At 66.6% G+C, this 20,162-nt stretch carries 18 protein-coding genes; 7 read left to right on the top strand and 11 right to left on the bottom strand.

All coding sequences use genetic code 11. The annotated features are described in order from the left end of the window. Positions 1-220 precede the first annotated feature (220 nt). The gene (locus tag AC07U4_RS07750) at positions 221-1,651 is read left to right on the top strand and encodes an IS1182 family transposase (RefSeq protein WP_495194973.1); all 1,431 of its coding nucleotides are present in this window, start codon (positions 221-223) and stop codon (positions 1,649-1,651) included. A gap of 317 nt (positions 1,652-1,968) precedes the next feature. Here AC07U4_RS07750 and AC07U4_RS07745 read toward each other — a convergent pair whose 3' ends face one another. Continuing rightward, positions 1,969-2,973 (bottom strand): GlxA family transcriptional regulator, encoded by a 1,005-nt coding sequence (locus AC07U4_RS07745; protein WP_495194972.1) that lies wholly within the window; start codon positions 2,971-2,973, stop codon positions 1,969-1,971. A 21-nt stretch (positions 2,974-2,994) separates the two neighbouring features. Between AC07U4_RS07745 and AC07U4_RS07740 the strand changes: the two genes are divergently transcribed. Both AC07U4_RS07740 and AC07U4_RS07735 read left to right on the top strand, forming a co-directional pair. Next, complete coding sequence (locus AC07U4_RS07740; RefSeq protein WP_495194971.1) at positions 2,995-3,693, top strand: DJ-1/PfpI family protein; 699 nt, start codon at positions 2,995-2,997, stop codon at positions 3,691-3,693. A 4-nt stretch (positions 3,694-3,697) separates the two neighbouring features. After that, positions 3,698-4,162: a nuclear transport factor 2 family protein gene (locus tag AC07U4_RS07735; RefSeq protein ID WP_495194970.1), complete on the top strand. Its 465-nt coding sequence runs from the start codon at positions 3,698-3,700 to the stop codon at positions 4,160-4,162. 82 nt (positions 4,163-4,244) lie between these two features. Here AC07U4_RS07735 and AC07U4_RS07730 read toward each other — a convergent pair whose 3' ends face one another. Together AC07U4_RS07730 and AC07U4_RS07725 are read right to left on the bottom strand one after the other, a co-directional pair. Next, on the bottom strand, positions 4,245-4,667 hold the full coding sequence (locus AC07U4_RS07730; RefSeq protein ID WP_495194969.1) for a putative toxin-antitoxin system toxin component, PIN family: 423 nt from the start codon (positions 4,665-4,667) through the stop codon (positions 4,245-4,247). Positions 4,668-4,670: 3 nt separating this feature from the next. Then, positions 4,671-4,931, bottom strand: a complete 261-nt coding sequence (locus AC07U4_RS07725) for a ribbon-helix-helix domain-containing protein (RefSeq protein ID WP_495194968.1) — start codon at positions 4,929-4,931, stop codon at positions 4,671-4,673. A 257-nt stretch (positions 4,932-5,188) separates the two neighbouring features. Between AC07U4_RS07725 and AC07U4_RS07720 the strand changes: the two genes are divergently transcribed. Then, complete coding sequence (locus AC07U4_RS07720; RefSeq protein WP_495194967.1) at positions 5,189-6,730, top strand: recombinase family protein; 1,542 nt, start codon at positions 5,189-5,191, stop codon at positions 6,728-6,730. Positions 6,731-7,518: 788 nt separating this feature from the next. On the opposite strand, the gene AC07U4_RS07715 is transcribed toward AC07U4_RS07720, so the two are convergent. The 4 genes from AC07U4_RS07715 to AC07U4_RS07700 all read right to left on the bottom strand — a co-directional run bounded on the left by AC07U4_RS07715 (position 7,519) and on the right by AC07U4_RS07700 (position 12,588). Next, positions 7,519-8,757 carry an epoxide hydrolase family protein gene (locus tag AC07U4_RS07715; protein ID WP_495194966.1) on the bottom strand — a complete coding sequence of 413 codons (1,239 nt, stop codon included), beginning with the start codon at positions 8,755-8,757 and terminating at the stop codon, positions 7,519-7,521. 30 nt (positions 8,758-8,787) lie between these two features. Beyond that, positions 8,788-10,608 carry a DUF885 domain-containing protein gene (locus AC07U4_RS07710; protein ID WP_495194965.1) on the bottom strand — a complete coding sequence of 607 codons (1,821 nt, stop codon included), beginning with the start codon at positions 10,606-10,608 and terminating at the stop codon, positions 8,788-8,790. 160 nt (positions 10,609-10,768) lie between these two features. Continuing rightward, complete coding sequence (locus tag AC07U4_RS07705; protein WP_495194964.1) at positions 10,769-12,109, bottom strand: PQQ-dependent sugar dehydrogenase; 1,341 nt, start codon at positions 12,107-12,109, stop codon at positions 10,769-10,771. Next, entirely contained in the window at positions 12,106-12,588 is a 483-nt protein-coding gene (locus AC07U4_RS07700) for a DUF2231 domain-containing protein (RefSeq protein ID WP_052075580.1), read from the bottom strand. Before AC07U4_RS07700 ends, AC07U4_RS07705 begins: the two co-directional genes overlap by 4 nt. Before the next feature lie 249 nt (positions 12,589-12,837). Here AC07U4_RS07700 and AC07U4_RS07695 point away from each other — a divergent pair, with 249 nt between their 5' ends. From AC07U4_RS07695 to AC07U4_RS07685, 3 genes are all read left to right on the top strand, one after another. Further along, on the top strand, positions 12,838-13,641 hold the full coding sequence (locus tag AC07U4_RS07695; protein WP_495194963.1) for a hypothetical protein: 804 nt from the start codon (positions 12,838-12,840) through the stop codon (positions 13,639-13,641). 97 nt (positions 13,642-13,738) lie between these two features. Next, positions 13,739-14,734 carry a ribosome small subunit-dependent GTPase A gene (rsgA, locus tag AC07U4_RS07690; RefSeq protein WP_495194962.1) on the top strand — a complete coding sequence of 332 codons (996 nt, stop codon included), beginning with the start codon at positions 13,739-13,741 and terminating at the stop codon, positions 14,732-14,734. 76 nt (positions 14,735-14,810) lie between these two features. Next, entirely contained in the window at positions 14,811-16,421 is a 1,611-nt protein-coding gene (locus AC07U4_RS07685) for an FAD-dependent oxidoreductase (protein WP_495194961.1), read from the top strand. Between the two features lie 18 nt (positions 16,422-16,439). Here AC07U4_RS07685 and AC07U4_RS07680 read toward each other — a convergent pair whose 3' ends face one another. The 4 genes from AC07U4_RS07680 to AC07U4_RS07665 are packed head-to-tail and all read right to left on the bottom strand — an operon-like array spanning position 16,440 to position 20,159. Next, positions 16,440-17,438 (bottom strand): EthD domain-containing protein, encoded by a 999-nt coding sequence (locus AC07U4_RS07680; protein WP_495194960.1) that lies wholly within the window; start codon positions 17,436-17,438, stop codon positions 16,440-16,442. A gap of 38 nt (positions 17,439-17,476) precedes the next feature. Further along, the gene (locus tag AC07U4_RS07675) at positions 17,477-18,340 is read right to left on the bottom strand and encodes an NAD(P)-dependent oxidoreductase (protein ID WP_038661726.1); all 864 of its coding nucleotides are present in this window, start codon (positions 18,338-18,340) and stop codon (positions 17,477-17,479) included. Further along, positions 18,337-19,176, bottom strand: coding sequence for an SDR family NAD(P)-dependent oxidoreductase (locus tag AC07U4_RS07670; protein ID WP_495194959.1), 840 nt, complete (start codon positions 19,174-19,176; stop codon positions 18,337-18,339). The genes AC07U4_RS07675 and AC07U4_RS07670 overlap by 4 nt, the downstream gene beginning before the upstream one ends. Further along, positions 19,173-20,159, bottom strand: a complete 987-nt coding sequence (locus tag AC07U4_RS07665; protein WP_495194958.1) for an aldo/keto reductase — start codon at positions 20,157-20,159, stop codon at positions 19,173-19,175. The genes AC07U4_RS07670 and AC07U4_RS07665 overlap by 4 nt, the downstream gene beginning before the upstream one ends. Positions 20,160-20,162 lie beyond the last annotated feature (3 nt).

Here is a 20,162-nt window from a genome sequence, read left to right as displayed (position 1 = left end):
GGCCGATAAAACTTGTGATTCAAGCGCTACATCCTGATTATCCGCGCTTGCCTGAGGCCAAGCGCCGTCGTTTGGGCGGTCGACACAGACTCAAGCAATGACTGGCCGTCATTCGGGAACGTTTATGAGAGCCGCTCCGCTTTCCCAATATTCGATCCAGACTGTGTGAAAAGCCGCGTCCGTGATTCCGCCCGGTCGCGGATCGGCTTATGCTGCGGGCATGGCGTACATTGAGGGTCACGCGCGCGACCAGGCGCTGCTGCTGCCGGCATCGGTCGAAGACTATGTAGCGGCTGACAACCCGGTGCGGTTCATCGATGCCTTCGTCGAAGATCTCGATTTGGGCGACGCAGGGTTCCTTCGAACGCGGCCCAGGGCCACCGGCCGACCGGGCTACGATCCGGCCGACATGCTCAAGCTGTACCTGTACGGCTATCTCAACCGGGTGCGGTCGAGCCGCCGCCTCGAGGCGGAAGCGACGCGTAATCTCGAACTGATCTGGCTGCTGCGCGGACTGCGGCCCGACTTCAAGACCATCGCCGACTTTCGCCGTGACAACCGCTCCGCGTTCAAGGCGGTGTTCCGCGCCTTCGTGTTGCTGTGTCGCAAGCTCGACCTGTTCGGGCGCGAGTTGCTGGCGGTGGATGGCACGCGGCTGAAGGCGGTGAACAGCCGGACACGCAACTTCGCTAAGGCCAAGCTCGACAAGTACATCAAGTCCGCCGACGAGCGGTTGGAGAAGTACCTTGCGCAGTTGGATGACGCCGACCGGGGCGAGGAGGCAGGCACGACCAGACGCAGCGAGGCACTGGCGGCCAAGATCGCCAAGGTGCGCGAGCAGCGTCAGGTCAACCAGGCGATGCTGGAGCAGCTGAAGGCCAGCGGCGAGAGCCAGATATCGCTCACCGATCCCGACGCGCGGGCGATGGCGGCCCATCCCAAGGTCGGCGTCGGCTACAACGCGCAGGTTGCGGTCGATGCGAAGCACAAGCTGATCGTCGAACAGCATGTCACCAATGCTGGCAGCGATCTGGGTTTTCTGGCTGAAACGGCAGGGGCGGCGAAAGACCTTCTCGGCGTCGAGCGGATCGATGTCGTCGCCGACATGGGATATTACATGGGCGAGGACATCGCCGCCTGCGAACGGGCCGGCATCACGCCCTATGTCGCGCGCCCCCAGCGCGGCACTGCGGTCGGCGACGGTCGCTTTCCCAAAGAGCGGTTCCGCTACGATGAAGCCGCGGACTGCTATCACTGCCCCGGCGACCAGCGCCTCGATACACGCTACCGCTGGCTCCAGGGCGGTCACATCATCGTGCAATATTCAAACCCGCACGCCTGTGGCGGATGCGAACTCAAGGCGCAGTGTGCCCGCGGAAACTTCCGCCGTATCACGCGCTGGGGGGGCGAGGCGGTGCTCGACCGCATGGCGATACGCCTCGCTGCCCGACCCGACATCCTGAACACCCGGCGCGAGACGGTCGAACACCCCTTCGGCTCCATCAAACAGTGGATGAACCAAGGCGCCTTCCTGATGCGTGGGCTCGACAAGGTCCGCGGCGAGTTCAGCCTGACGGCGCTCGCCTACAACCTCAGGCGGGCAATCAACCTCGTCGGCGTACAAGGGCTGATCCGGGCCGTGCAGAGCTGATCTTCCCAGCAACACCCCCGGCACAACAGAATCAACGGTCGTCAGCGCTCGCGAGATGACCACCCGTCACTTCATCATCCCTCCAGCGCCTACAAACCGTCGCCTGCCAAATTCTGCTCATGGCTCGCAACCACAGCAGAGTTTTCGCACGGTCTGGATCGTTTTTGGGACAACGAACGACCGCCCGGTGTGCGCTGATGCTGGTCGCACGACTCCCGCTCCGAACATGAACGAACGTCTGAGGTTGGGAAGCGACGAAGACGGCGCGAATGACCGGATGTGGGTCAATCTGCCTTCAAGTTGAAGTACCGGACGGGTCAACTACGCAATCGCCGCAGCGCCTGCGGCGGTTGCCCCAACGCGCGGACGAAGGCGCGCCGCATCCGCTCGGGATCGCGAAAGCCCGTTGTCGCGGCGATCTGCTCGATCGGTTCGCGAGAATTCTCGACCCGCTCACGAGCCGCTTCCAGCCGCAACCGCTCGACCGCCTTCGCCGGACCGACGCCGACGTCTCTGGTGAAAGCGCGGGAGAAGTTACGCGGGCTCATCGCCATGCGCGCGGAGAGATTCTCGATCGTCAGCCGCTGCGACAGGTTGGCGCGCATCCAGTCGAAGAGCGACGAGAACGCGGTCGCGTCGCCGCCAAGCTCAGCAAGAGCGGAGAATTGTGACTGCCCGCCCGGGCGGCGATAATAGACGACCATTTCCTGCGCCACGCGCCGCGCGACGACTTCGCCCGAATCGTCGGCGATAAGCGCCAGCGCCAGATCGATCCCCGCGCTGATCCCTGCGGACGTCCAGATATCGCCGTCGCGCACATGGATGCGGTCTGGCTCAACCCGGACGTCCGGGAATTGACGCTGGAACTGCTCTGCGCGCCGCCAGTGCGTCGTCGCGCGGCGCCCGTCGAGCAAGCCAGCGGCAGCGAGCAGGAACGCCCCCGAGCAGACGCTACATATGCGCCGCGCTTTGCCGGCCGTATGACGCAGCCAGCCGGTGCTCGTCTCACATCGCATCGCGACACGGCTGCCTTCGCCGCCGACCACCACGATCGTGTCGACGGGACCGGCATCTACCGCCGAGCCTGAGTCGATCGCGATGCCCGACGAGCTTCGTACCGGACCACCAGCGATGGACAGCACCGTTATCCGATACGCATCCGGCGCGATGCGCCCGGCGATCTCAAACGCCGTCACCGGACCCGCCGCGTCGAGCAGCTGGAAGTCGGGGTAGAGGAAAATGCCGATCGCTCGTGACATTGGCCGGAAGTGAGGGATCACTGTCATTCGGTCAATGCCTATCATTTGCCATGATGCGCGCATGATCCTCGAAGGAGCGCATCCGTGACCGACCATACGTTCCGTATCGTCTTCGCCGTCTATCCGGGCATGACCCAGCTCGATTTTACCGGCCCACATCAGTTCCTATCGCGCTTGCCGGGAAGCGAGGTCGTGATCGCCAGCGCGGCAGGCGACGATGTGCCGAGCGAGGGCCTGACCTTCGCCCATACGACGCAGCTCGCCGACGTCGATCGCTGCGACCTGATCTGCGTGCCGGGCGGCATGAACGCGACCGAGGTCGCGCTAGACGCGGCAATCACCGGCGAGATCCGCCGCCTTGGCGAAGGTGCGCGTTACGTCACCTCGGTTTGCACCGGTTCGCTGATCCTCGGCGCCGCGGGACTGCTCAAAGGTCGGCGGGCGGCCTGTCACTGGGGATGGCGGCACCTGTTGCTGCTGTTCGGCGCGATCCCCGACGATGCCCGCGTCGTGCGCGATGGTTCGGTCATCACCGGCGGGGGCGTGACGGCGGGCATCGACTTCGCGCTCACCGTTCTGGCCGAGATCGCCGGCCCGGAGACGGCGCAGACGATCCAGCTCGGACTGGAATATGCGCCTGAGCCGCCGTTCGATGCAGGCCGGCCCGATACCGCGCCGGCCGCGGTGCTGGCGGCGTGTCAGGCCCGCTTCGGTGGCATGATGGCGCGTCGAGAGGCCGAAGCGCGACAGGCCGCAGAGCATCTCGGCCTCGATCAGGAGTAGGATGATGAGCCGACCACCACTGCCGCCATTCGATCTGGCCGGCGCCACTGCCAAAGTCCGCCGCGCGGAAGATGCGTGGAACGGCCGCGATCCGGACGCGGTCGCGCTTGCCTATACGCCTGATAGTCAGTGGCGGAACCGCTCGGAATTTCTGACCGGGCGTACGGCGATCATCGACTTCCTACAGCGGAAATGGACGCGGGAACGGGAGTATCGCCTCATCAAGGAACTGTGGACCTTCGCTGGCGACCGGATCGCCGTCCGCTTCGCCTATGAATGGCATGACGAGGCCGGGCAGTGGTTCCGCTCCTATGGCAACGAGAACTGGGAGTTCGACGACGCCGGCCTGATGCGACGTCGGATCGCCAGCATCAACGATCTGGCCATCAGGCCAGTCGACCGGCTGTTCCACTGGCCTTCCGGACCCCGGCCGCTCGATCATTCGGGCTTGAGCGAACTCGGGCTTTGAAGGACGCTAGCATAGCGGACACTTCAGCCGGACGCTGCCGATAGCAGATCAGCAGTGATTCCCTGCGCCGCCGTCCCGTTGCCTATAACCGGCGGATGCCAAGTTGCTCGGCCAGTGCTGCGGCAGTCACGATGCGGGCGGGACCGTGCCGTTCGAGGGCGAGCAGATCGTCCTTGTTGCCGGTCACCAGCCAATCCGCCGGACCCGCCTCGCACAGCGAAAGCAGGAAATCGTCGCGAGGATCGGGTGAGCGCCGCACATGCGGCAGGGAAGCCGGCATCTCGGCGATCAGCGTGATCTGGTTGACCAGCCGGCCGACTTCGATGGGGCGGAGCAGGACGCGTATCTTGTCGCGTCGCGATACCTCGCGCGGCTCGTCGAGCAGGAGCGTGTGGCAGACCAGCGTGAACCGGCGATCCAGCCATGCTTCGATCAACAGTGCAGGGATACCCCGAGCCGAGATCAATCCGCTGAGCAGGACGTTGGTGTCGAGAATGACGCGCACGGATCAGCGGTGGCCGGCTGCCCAGAAGGACGATCCGGTTTCCCGCAGCTCGTCTTCGATCAGGCGCTCCAGTTCGTCCGGGTCGGCATCGGCGTTGCGGCTCTGCACGTCACGGATCGTCGCGCGCAGTACCTCGCGGTTCACCGCCTCCTCCACGAAGCGCGACAAGTCGCCCTTCTTGCCGCCGCGCGTTGCCAGCAGCGTGCGAAGTCCGATGTCCGTTTCACGGGATACCTTGAGGCTCCAGCGGGTCAGTTCGCCCATGATCCACCTGTAGTTTATGCGTCTAGGCGTATAGACGTTTTATCCAGCTCTATTCAATGACGAGGCATAAAAGGGAGTGCCATGTTCGCTCGACAAGCTCTTGAAGCGTCGTGGCGGCGTAGGATCGGAAGACGCATCTCAAAGGAAGGTAGGCGCCAAATTCCGGACGGACGGAGGGCATCGCCCACCGAGCGGCAGTTTCATTTCACTTCCGTTCTAAAACTGGATAGGGGGCCCGCCCTTTGGCTGGAGCCTAAATGTCCCGTGTCGCCCTGTATGCCCGTTACTCCTCCAACCGGCAGCGGACGGCCTCGATCGAAGATCAACTGCGCCTGTGCCACGATCACGCCACCGCTCGAGGCTGGAAGATCGTCAGCACCTACGCGGATGAGGCGGCGTCGGGCGCCAGCCTGAACGGACGGCCCGGCATGCTCGCCATGCTGGGTGCGGCCAGGGAAGGGTGCTTCGATATCGTCGCGGCAGAGGCTCTGGACCGCCTGTCGCGCGACCAGGAAGATATCGCCCGGTTGTTCAAGATGTTTCGCTTCGCCGGGATCGGCTTGTCCACGGTCACCGAAGGGGAGATCGACGAGCTGCATGTCGGATTGAAGGGCACGATGAATGCGCTGTTCCTCACTGACCTCGCGAACAAGACCCGCCGGGGATTGCGGGGTCGGATCGAGCAGGGCCGTTCGGGTGGCGGTCTCTGCTACGGCTATGACGTGCGGATCGACGCCGACGGGGAAGTCGGTGGCCGGATCGTCAATGAAGCGCAGGCCGATATCGTCCGCCGCATCCTGACCGAATATGCCGACGGATCGGTGCCTCGCGTGATTGCCGAGCGCCTCAACAAGGAGGGCATATCGGGTGTCGGCGGGCGGCCGTGGACTGCGTCGACGATCCGTGGTCACCGCGCGCGGGGCAGCGGCATGATCAACAACATGCTCTACGTGGGTGAACTGGTGTGGAACCGGCAGCGGTTCGTTCGGCATCCGGAAACCGGTCGTCGCGTGTCGCGGGTCAATCCCGAAAGCGAATGGGTAAGGCGGAGCGTGCCCGCACTGCGGATCGTCAGCGACCGCCTGTGGCAGGCGGTAAGAGCACGCGACGCGGAGATCGAGCAGCGCAGTCGGGCGGTCAGTACCGGAATCCGGCGTTCCCGTGAGATCGCGGTCAACAGCGAGAGGCGGGTGCCTGCGCCGCTGCGAAGGATGCTGATCCGTGGTGAGTGCGGTGGAAGCGTCGGGCAACTCGATCGTGGTCGCTATGGCTGTGTCGATCGCGTGCGGCATCGGAATTGTGGCAATGCCGCTGCAATCCGTGGGCATGACATCGAGACGCGCGTGGCGGTGATCCTGTCGGACGGGTTGAAGCGGCTCGATCATGCCACTGTCGGGTCGAACGACGATGATCCGCTTGTACGCGAACGGCGGATGGCGGTGGCTTCGGACCGTCATGCCTTGGCTGAGATCGAGCGAGGTCTCGCGGGCTTCCTTGCCGCGATCGAGGACGGTCTTTACCTTCCCGCCATGAAAGCGCGGATGACGCATCTCGACGCCGAGGCTGTCAGGTTACGTGCCAGGATACGCGTCGCATCGAAGATGGCGGATGCCGAGCAAGCGGAGGCGCTGCGGCATCGCACTGCATTGGGTCAACTGATCGAGCGGGTCGCTGCCGGAAGGGCAGGGGACGACGACATCATCCGCCTGCGTGACCTGCTCGGCCCGATCGCCTTGCTGCAGACCGGTGAACGTGGCGTATGTCGGCTGGTCGAAGTCGGTAAGCTTGGCAGTACCTGACAGACAGACTCTCTGCCGCACCGGTATCGATTCTCCCACTTGCCAGTGGTAACCTGTGACCGCGCTCTTCAAGTGCAACAACGAGTTGATCTTTCCGTGGCGCGCACGTCCATCGTAGAGCCAGAACGTCCCAGCGCATCCGCAGCAGAACGGGGGTACCAAAGGGGGTATCGGCACTCAATCTCAGAATTAAATGTAATGATTAAAGTATTATGGCTATAGCTAGAAAGTCCCTGTGGGTACTGTCCCCGCAACCAAATTCCACGATAGCCCCGGCCGATAAGCCGGGGCTTTCTGCATTTCGGGCACATCACCGTGGTCATCTCCACCGACCGACTAGTACGCGCCCGCGCCAAACAGACGCAGCAGGACTGCTTCTCCCATCGCACGATAGCCCGCTTCGTTGGGATGAAGGTGATCGCCGCTGTTTCACTGTCGGGAATCGGTGCTGCGGTCAGCATTGCCACAGATCATCTGCGTCGGCGTTCATCAAGGCCGGCAACGCCAAGCCGAAACGTATCGGTAGCAATGGCGATATCGCTGCAATTGTTCAGTGCCCAGTGACATCGAGTCCGAGATGCGGGTCCCGGCGATGCAGTGCAGCATCACGTATCGCGGTGGCCTTGATACGCGGCGTTTGACCAGATAGCGTCGATCTGCCGTCGAAGCGATCAATCGTGACCGCAATTATACTCGATGATGGTCGGTACAAAATAACCGGCAACGGCGGGCAATGTGCTGCGAGTGAATACGACACGGTGTTGCGCCCAGTTCTGCTCAACTATTTATCAGCCGATGATGGGCGGTCTTATACATCGAAAGAACGCCCGGACATCAGCGGCTAACAATTCGGGTTTTTCCAAAGCGGCGAAGTGTCCGCCGGTGGGGAGGGGGGTGTAGGTCTGGACATGAAAAACGCGGTCGAGCCAGGAGCGGGGAGGCATCGCGATTTCGTGCGGAAACACCGCGACGGCGAGCGGAGGACGGATCCGCTCGGTTGGGGCAAAGACCAGCGGGCGGCGCCGGTTTTCCTTGTAGAGACGAAGCGACCCGTTGAGATCGTTGCCGAACCAGTAGAGGCAAATGTCGGTGAGGAGGTCGTCGAGCGATATGACGCTTTCGAGATCGCCGTTGCAGTCGCTCCACGATCTGAACTTCTCCGTCACCCAGGCGGCCAGCCCGATGGGGGAGTCGGTGAGAGAGAAGGCCAGGGTCTGCGGCTTCGTGCCATGGAGAGCCGCGTAAGCGCCCTCGTCCGCCGACCATGCCGCGACATGATCCAGATACGCTTGCTCGTCGGGCGTGATGGGGGGTGCGTCGCCGCCCAAGGGCGGACGGTAGCTGCCCGGGACGAAGTTGAGATGGATGCCGTGCACGCTGTCCGGGAACAGCCGGGCGAGCCAGGTCGACACGCCGGCGCCGATGTCACCGCCCTGTGCCCCAAACCGATCGTAGCCGAGCCGAAGCATGAGCTTTTGCCATAGCATTGCGATCTCCCGCGAACTCACACCTGGTCGCATAGGCGCAGGCGAGAAGCCGTAACCCGGCAGCGAAGGGACGACGACGTCGAAGGCATCCGCAGGATCGCCGCCATGCGCGCCGGGATCCGCCAGAAGGGAAATCAGGCGTTCCATCTCGACGAACGAGCCCGGCCAGCCATGGGTGACGATGATCGGTAGCGGCGCCGGCCCGACGCCCCGCCGATGAACGAAATGGATCTCTTGATCGTCAATTGTCGTCTTGAACTGCGGCAATAGGTTGAGCCGTCTTTCCTGTGCCCGCCAATCGAACCGGTTCAGCCAGTAATCGGCCAGGCGTCGCATGAACGCCAAGCTTGCGCCGTCGTCCCAACCGTCGGCATCGAACGAGCTGGGCCAGCGCACCGTGCGAAGCCGCTGTGCCAGATCTTCGAGCTCGGCTTCGGGCACGGCAATCGTGAATGGAACGACGGGCATGATGGGCTCCCAAGTAGCGACGACGTTATCGTGTTCGATGCCGCGCGCGACGACGCCGGCGACGCCGCGCATCGCGACGCGACGCCGGTCGTCCGCCTCGACCTATGCGCGACCGCCATTGGCGATGAACGCATCGACCCGCGTTTCGAGCACCTTGAGCGGTAGCGCCCCGGCGAGCAGGATGGCGTCGTGGAAGCGGCCGATCGAGAAGCCCGCGCCGAGGGCAGCCTTCGCCTTCTCGCGCAGACGCAGGATGGTGACCTTGCCGACCATATAGCTGCTCGCCTGGCCGGGGGAGACCGCATAGCGTTCGATCTCCTGCGTCGACAGCGAGATGGGGTCGCCGTCGATGCCGCTGAGCGTCGCGATCGCTTTCTCGCGGCTCCAGCGCTTGGCGTGGATGCCGGTGTCGACGACGAGCCGGCCGGAGCGGAGCAGCGCGTCGTGGATATAGCCGAGCTCCCAGGCCGGCTGGTCCTTGTAGAAGTTCATCTCGTCGGCGAGCTGTTCGGCGTAGAGCGCCCAACCCTCGATATAGGCGCCGAAGAAGAGGATCTTGCGGTACAATGGCAGCGCCGATTCACGCTGCAGTGTGAGCTGGAGATGATGGCCGGGGACGCCTTCGTGGAAGGTGGTCGTCGGCATGTCCCAGAACGGCGCCTCCGCCGTGTCGCGCAGGTTGAGCCAGTAGATGCCGGGGCGCGTGCCGTCGAGGCTTCCTTCCGTATAATGGGTCGATGAAGCCGCCTCGGTCGCCGCGGGGATGCGGCGGATCTCGAGCGGCGTCTTGGGCAGCGTCGCGAAATAGGCCGGCAGCCGCCGTTGCATCGCCTGCACCAGCGTATTGAGGTCGGCGATCTCCTTGGCCTTGCCGGCGTCGGTGTTGGGATAGAGGTAGCGCGGGTCCTTGAAGAGGCCGGCGTAACGCTCCGCGACGGTGCCCTTGGTCATGCCGAGCTTGCCGAACAGCGTGTCGGCGCGCGCGCTGAGTTCCCGCGTGACGTCGAGCCCCATCTGATGGACCGCATCGGGCGACAGATCGCTCGTCGTCGCGGCGCGCAGCGATGCGGCATAATAAGCGTCGCCATCGGGCAGCCGCCAGACCCCCGCATCGTGCACCGCCTTCGCGCGCAGCGTCGTGAGCAGCGCCATCTGCCGGTCGAGCGCGGGGACGACGCTTTTGTCGTAGATCGCACTGGCGCGGGCCTGCCAGTCGCCAGCGATCCCCTTCGCCTGCGCGCGGGTCGCGAGCGAGGTGACGAGCGTCGAGGATGCGGCGGGCTGGCGCAGCACCTTCATCTGCGCCAGCGCACCATCGATCGCGAAATCGGGCGGGACGACGCCGAGGCCGGCATCGTGTCGGACGCGCTCGATCTCCTGATCCATGACGACGGCGAAGGCGTCGAGGCGCGACAGATAGGCCTCGCAGTCCGCCGCGGTCGCGATCGTATGCTGGCTGTCGAGGAAGTCGGGCGTACCCGAATAGGCGCCGCTCAATTGCGACAGGACATAAGGGCTGCCGGCACCGGTGCCGCCATAAGCGAAACGGCGATCCGCGGCGTCGGTCGCTTCGGTGTCGTAGAGGACGGCATCGTAGTTGATCGCCGCCGGGGCGCTCAATTGCGTGCGGTCGATGCGGCGGAGCTGGCCGAGCTGCTCCGTCACCAGGCGCTTGCGCCGCGCAAGGGCGGCCGGCGACGCGTCGTCGAGCCGGCGCTTCGCTGCCGCCCGCGTGCCGGTATCGACGCCGAGCGACGTCGCCAGCGTCGGGCTTTCGTCGAGCGCGGTCTGGTAGAATTGGTCGAGCAGGTGCGTCAATGCCGCATCGGCTGGACCGGCCGCTGTGGTCGCCGCAGCGGAGGCACCGCGCGACAAGGCCAGCGTCGCAGCGGAGCCCAGACAGAACAGACGGCGATCGATCATCCGTGTTTTCCTTTTCGGCGCAACGGCTTCGGCCAGACTGCCGGGCGCATTGCCGATGCCGCTATATCGGGCGGATCCGGGATGCGACAGCCACGCGACGCCATGCCGTCAGTGCGGCAATGCTGGTTGGCATCGGGTCGGCCGGCCGCACGTCACCTGTTCAGCGCGGAGCGGATACCCGCCACACGACATTGCCGGCGTCGTCGGCGACGAGCACGGCCCCAGTGCGGTCGACGGTCACGCCGACCGGGCGGCCGCGCACCTTGCTGCCGTCCGCGGTCAGGAAGCCGGACAGGAAGTCCTGCGGTTTGGCGGAGGGACGGGCGTTCGTGAACGGGACGAAAATCACCTTGTAACCGTTGAGCTCGTCGCGGTCCCAACTGCCGTGTTCGCCGATCAATGCGCCGCCGCGATATTTCGCGGGCAGGCTGCTGCCGGTGTAGAAAGTGAGGCCGAGCGCGGCGACATGGCTGCTCAACGCATAATCAGGCGGGATCGCGCGCGCGACCAGATCGGGGCGCTGCGGCATGACGCGGGGATCGACGTGCTGGCCATAGTAACTATACGGCCAGCCGTAGAAGCCGCCTTCGCGCACCGAGGTCAGATAGTCGGGGACGAGGTTCGGCCCCAATTCGTCCCGCTCGTTGGCGACGACCCACAAGGTGTTGGTGCCGGGATAGAAATTGGGGCTGTTCGGATTGCGCAATCCGGATGCGAACACCCGCGACCGGCCGGTCGCACGATCGATCTCCCAGACCGCGGCGCGGTTCTTCTCCGCCTCCATGCCGTTTTCGGTGATGTTGCTGTTCGACCCCACCGTTGCGTACAGCAACGTGCCGTCGGGGCTGAGCGTCAGGCTCTTCGTCCAATGATGGTCGATCGGGCCGCCCGGCAATTCGGTCAGGCGCACCGGCGCCGCGGTGATCCGCGTCTGGCCGAGCGCATAGGGATAGCGCAGCACCGCGTCAGTCGCCGCGACGTACAGATAGCCGTCGGCGAAGACGACGCCGAACGGCGAGTTGAGATGACCGAGCAGGACATTGCGCAATTCGGGGACGCCGTCACCGTCGGCATCGCGGAGCAGGGTGATCTGGTTGGTCGCGCCCTTGGGCTTGGCGCCGCTCTGGCCGGTAGCGCGCTTCTGCACCCAGGATACGATCGGGTTCTTCGGACGGGTGATCGGATCGAGATTGGGTCCCTGCGATTCGACGACGAGCACGTCGCCATTGGGCAGCGCGAGCATGTTACGCGGGTGGTTGAGATCGCGCGCCAATGCCTGCACGCGTAGGCCGGCGGGCGCGGTGGGCGTCTCGTTCGCGCCCCAGCCGACGACTTCGGCGACATGGATCGGCGGTACCAGATATTGCTGCGGGGCGGGCAGGACCGGATCGGGACCGATCTGGCTGTTGCGATCGAACTTGGCGCCGCCGTCGTTACAGCCGGCGAGCGTCAGCACCAGCGCGGAGGCGGCGCCGCCGAGGATCGTACGGGCGGCGGTCACGACCGGACCCCGACGCGATGCTTGTAGACGAGCGAGCCGCCGAGCCAGGCGCTGATGCCGAGCAACAGCACCGAGATCACCGACAGCGTCAGTCCGGTCGGCACCACGCTGGTCCAGCCGTCGCGGCTGTGGACGAAGGCGTTGACGATCTCGATCACGAAGACGCTGAGATTGATGATCATATGCGGGGTCGCCGGGCGTGCCGCGCGGACGCGGCGATCGCCGGCGTAATCGATGATCCCGGTCAGCGCGGCGAGGCCGCCCATCACCAGTCCGGCGGTGATCAGCCAGATCGAGAAATTGCTCCACTGGACGTTGGCCGAACCGAGATAGGCGAGATCGGTGATCAACGCGCCGATGAAGCAGACGATCGGGAACGGTACCAGCATGGGATGCAGGGGGTGACCGAACAGCTTCGCCGTCGATCGCGGATTGCCCTCGTCGCGCGTGGCGCGATCTGACGGTGTATTGGCGCTCATCAGGCTACAGCGCAACGCACGACGATCCGTTCCCGGTCGGCAAAGATATGGGCAAGCTATTCTGCCGTATAAACGTCGATCAAGATTGTCCGGGGCAGGGGGCGACTGGCCGGATTATTTGCCGGTGACGCAACGGACCCCGATCCTGCCAGTTACCAGCCGATGATGAGACCGATTTTCCGAAGAGCAAGCCGCTGTGCCTGGATCGTTTGCGCCGGGCTGACGAGTGCAGCCGCGAGCGCGCAATCGGTGCCGACGATCGATACCGAAGATGCTATGCTGGGCAGCGCCGACGTGGGCGACGGCTGGATCCACCCGATGTTTTCCGTCGATGCGCGCAACGGCGATTTCGCGCGCGGCAATTACGATGACGATCGCGCCGATCTCGCCCGTCTGCCCGTCCATGCGCAGGTCGGCGCGGCGATCGATCTGTCGCGCGGCGCCGACGGCAAGACGACGAGCTGGCTGGTGCTGCGTTCCTCCAACGGCTTTCACGCGCCGAACCGAAGCGAGACGCGCACGCCGCGCGCCTGGTATGAGAGCAACAACCTCGCCGCTGTGGTCTTCGCACCGCTGAAGGGGCTGCGGACCGCCGCGGTCTATACGATCAAGACCAGCCCCAACCACGTATCGGGCACGACGCACGAGGCCAGTGTCTCGCTGGCCTATGCCGGCAAGGACGGCTTCGGCAGCATCTCGCCGACCTTCGTCGTCACGACGCGGACCAAGGGGGATGGCGGCGTCTATGCGCAGGCGGCGATCGAACCTGGCGTCGATCTCGGCAACGGCGAACGCGCGCCGCGGTTCAGTGTGCCGCTCGCGGTCGGGACGGGCTGGCGCGGCTTCTACGGTGCGCAGAGCGGCGACCGCCTGTTCGGCAGCGCCGGGGCGGCGCTGGAGGCGCCGTTCCTGCTCGGCACGACGCACGGCACGATGCGCTGGGAGGCGCTGGCGCTGGTCCGCGACGATCGCCTCGCCGCGCTCAGCGGGCCGGACGGCGAGACCGGGACGGTGATCCCGCTGGTGACCTGGTCGCTGTCGGTGGCCTATTGATCGCGCGGGCGCGGCGACGAAGGCGCATGACGGTCCGGGCAGGATCGTGCATGATCGATGCGGGGCCCGCGCCGGGAAGGATGCTGCTGCAAACGTTATGGATGCGACCGATCAGACATTGCGCGAGCTCGGCTGGGACGATCATTTCGCCGGCCAGCTCTCGGCCGCGGAGGCGACGCGGACCCATCCAGCGCGGGTGATGGCGGTGCATCGTGGTCAGGTCGAAGTCGTCGGCGCGGGCGTCGACAGGCTCGTCTCTCCCTACGTACAGGGCGCCAGACCGACCGACGATCATCCGACCGTCGGCGACTGGCTGCTGATCGCCGACGACACTCTGCTGCCCGTCCGCGTGCTCGCGCGCAAGAATCTGTTCAAGCGGCGCGCGCCGGGCGATGGCCGCAAGGAGCAGATGATCGCGGCCAACGTCGACACCGTCTTCATCGTCGCCTCGTGCAACCAGGATTTCAGCGTCGCGCGGCTGGAGCGCTATCTCGTCCTCGCGCGCGACGTCGGGGTGGAGGCGGTCGTGGTGCTCACCAAGATCGACCTGACCGAGACGGTGGCCGATTTCGTCCAGGCGATCCGCGCGATCGAACCCGATCTGGCGATCGAGACGGTCGACGGACGCGTGCCGGCGCAGGTCGCGCGGCTGGCGGCGTGGTGCGGGATCGGCCGGACGGTGGCGTTCCTCGGCTCGTCGGGCGTCGGCAAGTCGACCCTGGTCAACAGCCTGCGCGGCTCGGACAGTATCGCCACCCAGGCGGTCCGGGCGCATGACGACACCGGCCGCCACACCACGACGGTGCGGCGGATGCACCGGCTCGACCACGGCGGCTGGCTGCTCGACCTGCCCGGCATGCGCGAGCTGCAATTGTCGGAGGCGGCGGAGGGCATCGCCGAGGTGTTCGACGATTTCGCGCTGGCCGCGGCGGATTGCCGCTTCTCCAATTGCGCGCACGGCAACGAGCCGGGATGCGCGGTGCGGGCGGCGATCGCGGCGGGTACGCTGACCCTCGAGCGGTTCGACCGCTGGCGGCTGCTCGCTGCCGCCGAGAGCGCCAATGCGGCGCCGGTGTACAAGCGACGGCGCTGACGCGCGAGCCTGCGCCGACGGCGTTGCGGTGGCGGGCGGGCGCCTTTAGCTTGGGCCGCGATTGGGGAATGGGTCGATGGAAACGATTGGACGCGATCTCAACGAGATGCAGCGCATTCCGTTGGAGCCGGGCCATGTCCGCGCGATCCGCGCGACCGGCACCGAACGTCGCTATCGCAAGGGCGAGCTGCTCGCCACGATCGGCGATCCGGCGGACCGGTTCGTCTATGTCGAGGCGGGCGAGATCGAGGTGGTCGATCCGTTCACCGGCGACCGGCTGGTGCCCTCGACGCTGGGACCGACGCAGTTCATGGCGGAGATCTCGCTGCTGTCGGGGGGCAGCTGGTCGATGACGATGCGCGCCGCCGCCGACACCCGCGTCGTCGAGGTGCCGCGCGAGGACATGCTGCGGCTGATGGCAGAGATCCCCGAAATGTCCGACATCGTCATCACCGTGCTGGCGGCGCGGCGTCGGCGGCAGCTCGACGGGGGGACGGGCATGCTCGTGCTGGTCGGCGAGGAAGTCGACCGCGACGTGCGGCGGGTGGCGGAGTTCGCCGCGCGCAACCGCATGCCCTACCGCTCCTATCCGCTCGGCAGCGCGGATGCCGCGCGGGTGGCGGTGAGCTGCGGGACGCCCGCCGACACGCCGGTGGTGCTCTACGGGCGCGACCTGATCGTCACCGAGCCGACGCCGGAGAAGGTCGCGCGGCTGCTCGGGCTGGACCGCGACCTGCCCGAGCATGAGGCGTTCGACCTGCTGATCGTCGGTGCCGGCCCGGCCGGCGTCGCGGCGGCGGTCTATGCCGGTGCGGAGCGGCTGCGCGCGCTCGTCGTCGACGAATGCGCGATCGGCGGGCAGGCGGGCACGTCGAGCCGGATCGAGAATTACATGGGTTTTCCCACCGGGATCTCCGGCGCCGATCTGGTCTGGCGCGGCGAGGTGCAGGCGATGAAGTTCGGCACGCGCTTCGTGATGCCGCGGCGGGTCGCGACGCTGGAAGCGTTGCCCGACGCGCAATTCTGCGCGACCTTCGCCAATGGCGAGCGGGTGCGCGCCACGGCGGTGGTGGTCGCGACCGGGGTGCAATACCGCCGGCTGCCGCTCGACCGGCTCGCCGACCTCGAGGGCGCCGGCGTCTATTATGCCGCGACCGAGACCGAGGCACGCTATTGCCGCGAGGCGGAGGTGGTGGTGATCGGCGGCGGCAATTCGGCCGGGCAGGCGGCAATGTTCCTCAGCCGCAGCGCGCGGCATGTGCGGCTGCTGGTGCGCGGCGACAGTCTCGCGACGTCGATGTCGGACTATCTGTCGAGCCGGCTGCAGGCCGATCCGGCAATCACGATCGAATATGGCGCGCATGTCGCCGCCTTGCACGGCGACGACCGGCTGGAGGCGGTGACGATCCGCGACAAGGCCGGCGACCGGCGCGTGGAGACCTGCGCGATGTTCGTGATGGTCGGCGCGGCGCCCAACACCGGCTGGCTGGCGGAGCTTGTCGCGCTCGACGACAAGGGCTTCGTGCTGACCGGCGCGGACGCCGGCGCCGCCTCGCCCTACGCCACGTCGCGCCACGGCATCTACGCCGTCGGCGACGTGCGCGCAGGATCGGTCAAGCGGGTCGCCTCGTCGGTCGGCGAAGGCTCGGTCGTCATCTCCAAGGTCTGGGACTACGTCCGTCGCTGATCCGCCGCCGACGGAAGGTCAGAACTCCGTGGCGCGCTCCGGGTGGAGGCGGTTGATGACGTTGTAATTGATCGCCGTCCAATATTCCGAGCCTTCGCCGAGCAGATCGGCCTCCGCCGCGGCGATCGTCGCACCGTCCTTGCTCACCAGGAAATCCTCGACGTCGTTCATCGAGGCGAAGGCGAAGATCGACACCGCATCGATCTTGCTGCCCTCCGGGTCCTTCTGCGTCGAGCCGATATTATGGAGCTGCGCATAGCGGCGGACGAATTCGCCCGTCGCCGGCTGCGCCATCACCAGCCGCGCATGCTCGCGCAGCAGCCGCTCCTGGAACACCTCGCGCGACAGATCGGGGCGGCGCATGTGGATCTTGACCAGACTGACCGCGTCGCGATGCCGCTCGCTGGGGATCAGGATATATTCGCGGGTGATCTCGCGCGTCACCATGCGGAAGGCGGTCTGTTCGTCGGCGATGATCCGCTTGGCAAATTTGTCCTGATCGAGCGTGCGCGCGATGTCGGCCTCCTCGGCATAAGCAATATAGGCGAGGCCGTCCCAGCGCGGGCGGACGAAGGCGGGCACCCGCTGCCAGGGATCGGCGGGCAGCAGGCCGTTCTCGTCGACCATCGCGCGATAGGGCGGCGGGAAGGCGGAGGAGGGGCCGCTCGCGACGCGGTGGATCTGGTCGTAGCGTAGGACGCGCTCCGACGAGCTGCCCGGCTCGTCCCAGGCGAATTTCGGGCCGTGGACCTTGCGCCAATATTCGTCCCAATGTTCGAACGCAAGATTGGGGTCGCTCTCCAGCGCCAGCGCGTGCGGGCGCCAATTGGGCAGATGCACCTCGTGCCCGTGACGGCTCTTCGCCGAGCCCGCATCCTGCGGACGGTCGCCGCGGGCGGTATCATCGACGCGGCTGACGAAGGTCGGGGTGACGACCAGCGGCTTGCCGGTCGGCGCATGCGTCTGGCCCAGGGGTGGGCGGTGCAGCGCGTCGCTACGGTCGAAATCGATGGACATGAACGTCTCCGGATCGGGATCGGGTGAAGGCGGCGGCGTCAGGACAGTCCAGCGCCGCGGCGTACCGCCAGCCCGGCAGCGGCCCAGTCAACGTCCTCGCCTTCGGTGGCGATCGCGCTGCGCAGATGGTCGCGGACGATGCCGAGCAGCGGCATCGGCACGCGCGACGCGGTCGCTGCGGCATCGACCAGCCCCATGTCCTTGAGGCCGAGCGGCGCGGTGAAGCCGGCGGGGCGGAAGCGATCCTCGACGAGGAAGTCGCCATAGGTCTTGTAGATCGGCGCATCGAACAACGTGCCGGTCAGCACGTCGAGCAGGGTGCGGCGATCGACGCCGCCCTTGTCGGCCAGCGTCATCGCCTCCGCCATCGCCTCGACCGCGGCCATGATCATGAAGTTGCCCGAGAGTTTGACAAGATTGGCAGCAGATGGCGTATCGCCGACGCGAAAGGTGCGCTGGCCGATCGCCTCGAACAAGGGCGCGCAGCGGTCGAGATGCGCCGTCGCGCCGGCCGCGACGACGAACAAGTGCGCGGCCTCGGCGGCGGCGGGGCGGCCGAAGACGGGCGCCGAGACGAAGCCGCCGGCGCCCGGCTCCGCGGCGAGCCGCTCGGCCATCGCGACGCCGATCGTGCTGTGCGAGACGTGCAGCGCCGGGCCGCCGGTGATTCCGTCGGCACCGAAGGTCACCGCCGCCAGCGCATGGTCGTCGGCGAGCATCGACATCACGACCTCGCCCTGCGCCGCCTCGACCGGGCTGGCGGCCAGCGTCGCGCCCGCGGCGACCAGCGGCCCGGCCTTGTCGGGCGAGCGATTCCACACCGTGACCTCGTGCCCCGCGGCGACGAGATTCTGCGCCATGGCGGCGCCCATCCGGCCCAGTCCGATGAAACCGACCTTCATCGTCCGTCCTCCATATAGGCCGCGAAGGCCGCGGCGTGATCGGGGTGCCAGCGCGACAGCGCCGGGCGGTTCTCGATCAGGTCACCCGCCGCCCAGGCGATCCGGAGCCGGTCCTGTTCGGGCGTCGTCTCATTGTCCGGGCAGATCAGGTAGAAATCGCCGGCGGCGATGCCGGCCATCATGAAGTCCACCACCTGATCGGGCGACCAGGCGCCGGGCGGCTGGTCGCCGCGGCCGCGCGCGGTCATGCCGGTCCAGGTGAAGCCGGGCACGAGCAGATGCGCGGCGACGCGGTCGCCGGTCTGCGTGCGCAACGTATGCGCGAGGCCTTCGGTCAGCGCCTTCACCGCCGCTTTGCTGACGTTGTAGGCGGTGTCGCCCGGCGGCTGGGTGATGCCCTGTTTCGAGCCGGTGTTGATCACCAGCGCCGGCCCGCCGTGCGCGATCATCGCCGGGACGAATGCCTGCACGCCGTTGAGCACGCCGAACAGATTGACGCCGAGCAGCCGGTCCCAGCCGCCGCGGTCGGATAGCGCATCGCCGCCGCCGCCGACCCCGGCATTGTTCATCAGCACCGACACCGCGCCGAACCGCGCGGCGACGTCCGCCGCCAGTGCCTCGACCGCCTGCCGATCGGATACGTCGCAGGCGATGCCTACCGTATCGCCGGGGATGGTCGCCACCGCCGCGTCGAGCGCATCCCGTTCGCGATCGACGAGGCATGTCCGCATGCCCTCGCGGGCGAAGCGCCGGGCGGCGGCAAGGCCGATCCCGCCCGCCGCGCCGGTAATCACTGCGACCGTTCCGGGTGCGAAGGCGGCTGCCGCGGCGCTCATCGGCCGAGCGACGCCATCTGCGGCGCGGCATAGCGCGTGCCGGTCGCCGCGCCCGGCGGCAGGATGCGGTCGATCCGCGCGCGGTCGTCGTCGGTCAGCGTCACGTCGAGCGCGCCGATATTGTCTTCCAGATAGCGGCGGCGCTTGGTGCCGGGGACCGGCACGATATCGTCGCCCTGCGCCAGCACCCAGGCGAGCGCGAGCTGCGCGGCGGTGCAGCCCTTCTCCTGCGCCATCGTCTCGATTTCCGTCACCAGCGCGAGGTTGCTGGCGAAGGCGTCGCCCTGGAAGCGTGGATTGTCGCGGCGGTAATCGTCGGCAGGAATATCCTCGGGACGGCGGAACTGGCCGGTCAGGAAGCCGCGGCCGAGCGGGCTGTACGGGACGAAGCCGATGCCGAGCTCGCGCACCGTCGGCAGGATCGCCTCCTCGGGATCGCGCGTCCACAGCGAATATTCGGTCTGCAAGGCGGTGATCGGATGCACCGCATGCGCGCGGCGGATCGTCTCGGGCGCGGCCTCCGACAGGCCGAGATACTTGACCTTGCCCGCGCTCACCAGCTCGGCCATCGCGCCGACCGTCTCCTCGATCGGCACGTCGGGATCAACGCGGTGCTGGTAATAGAGATCGATCACGTCCAGCCCGGTGCGCTGCAGGCTCGCGTCGCACGCCTGGCGGACATAATCGGGGCGGCCGCTGATCCCCTGGAAGCTGCCGTCGGCGCCGCGGACGTTGCCGAATTTGGTCGCGACCACGACCCATTCGCGCCGTTCGCGGACGACCCGGCCGACCAGTTCCTCGTTGCGGCCGACGCCGTACATGTCGGCGGTGTCGAGGAAGGTGAGGCCGAGGTCGATCGCGCGGTGGATCGTCGCCGCCGATTCTTCGTCATCGCGACCGGCGTAGAATTCAGACATGCCCATGCAGCCGAGGCCGAGGGCGGAGACTTCGAGCCCTTGCGAGCCGAGCTTGCGCATTTCCATTGC

The organism is Sphingomonas sp. GW821-FHT02B09, from assembly GCF_059421875.1.
This window is presented reverse-complemented; position numbering and strand designations above follow the sequence as displayed.

Coding starts and splice junctions, on each gene's coding strand:
- AC07U4_RS07680 (WP_495194960.1), bottom strand. CDS start 17,438: ATGTCCATCGATTTCGACCGTAGCGACGCGCTGCACCGCCCACCCCTG.
- rsgA (WP_495194962.1), top strand. CDS start 13,739: ATGGATGCGACCGATCAGACATTGCGCGAGCTCGGCTGGGACGATCAT.
- AC07U4_RS07750 (WP_495194973.1), top strand. CDS start 221: ATGGCGTACATTGAGGGTCACGCGCGCGACCAGGCGCTGCTGCTGCCG.
- AC07U4_RS07720 (WP_495194967.1), top strand. CDS start 5,189: ATGTCCCGTGTCGCCCTGTATGCCCGTTACTCCTCCAACCGGCAGCGG.
- AC07U4_RS07670 (WP_495194959.1), bottom strand. CDS start 19,176: ATGAGCGCCGCGGCAGCCGCCTTCGCACCCGGAACGGTCGCAGTGATT.
- AC07U4_RS07710 (WP_495194965.1), bottom strand. CDS start 10,608: ATGATCGATCGCCGTCTGTTCTGTCTGGGCTCCGCTGCGACGCTGGCC.
- AC07U4_RS07700 (WP_052075580.1), bottom strand. CDS start 12,588: ATGAGCGCCAATACACCGTCAGATCGCGCCACGCGCGACGAGGGCAAT.
- AC07U4_RS07665 (WP_495194958.1), bottom strand. CDS start 20,159: ATGGAAATGCGCAAGCTCGGCTCGCAAGGGCTCGAAGTCTCCGCCCTC.
- AC07U4_RS07725 (WP_495194968.1), bottom strand. CDS start 4,931: ATGGGCGAACTGACCCGCTGGAGCCTCAAGGTATCCCGTGAAACGGAC.
- AC07U4_RS07715 (WP_495194966.1), bottom strand. CDS start 8,757: ATGCGCGGCGTCGCCGGCGTCGTCGCGCGCGGCATCGAACACGATAAC.
- AC07U4_RS07735 (WP_495194970.1), top strand. CDS start 3,698: ATGAGCCGACCACCACTGCCGCCATTCGATCTGGCCGGCGCCACTGCC.
- AC07U4_RS07745 (WP_495194972.1), bottom strand. CDS start 2,973: ATGCGCGCATCATGGCAAATGATAGGCATTGACCGAATGACAGTGATC.
- AC07U4_RS07675 (WP_038661726.1), bottom strand. CDS start 18,340: ATGAAGGTCGGTTTCATCGGACTGGGCCGGATGGGCGCCGCCATGGCG.
- AC07U4_RS07685 (WP_495194961.1), top strand. CDS start 14,811: ATGGAAACGATTGGACGCGATCTCAACGAGATGCAGCGCATTCCGTTG.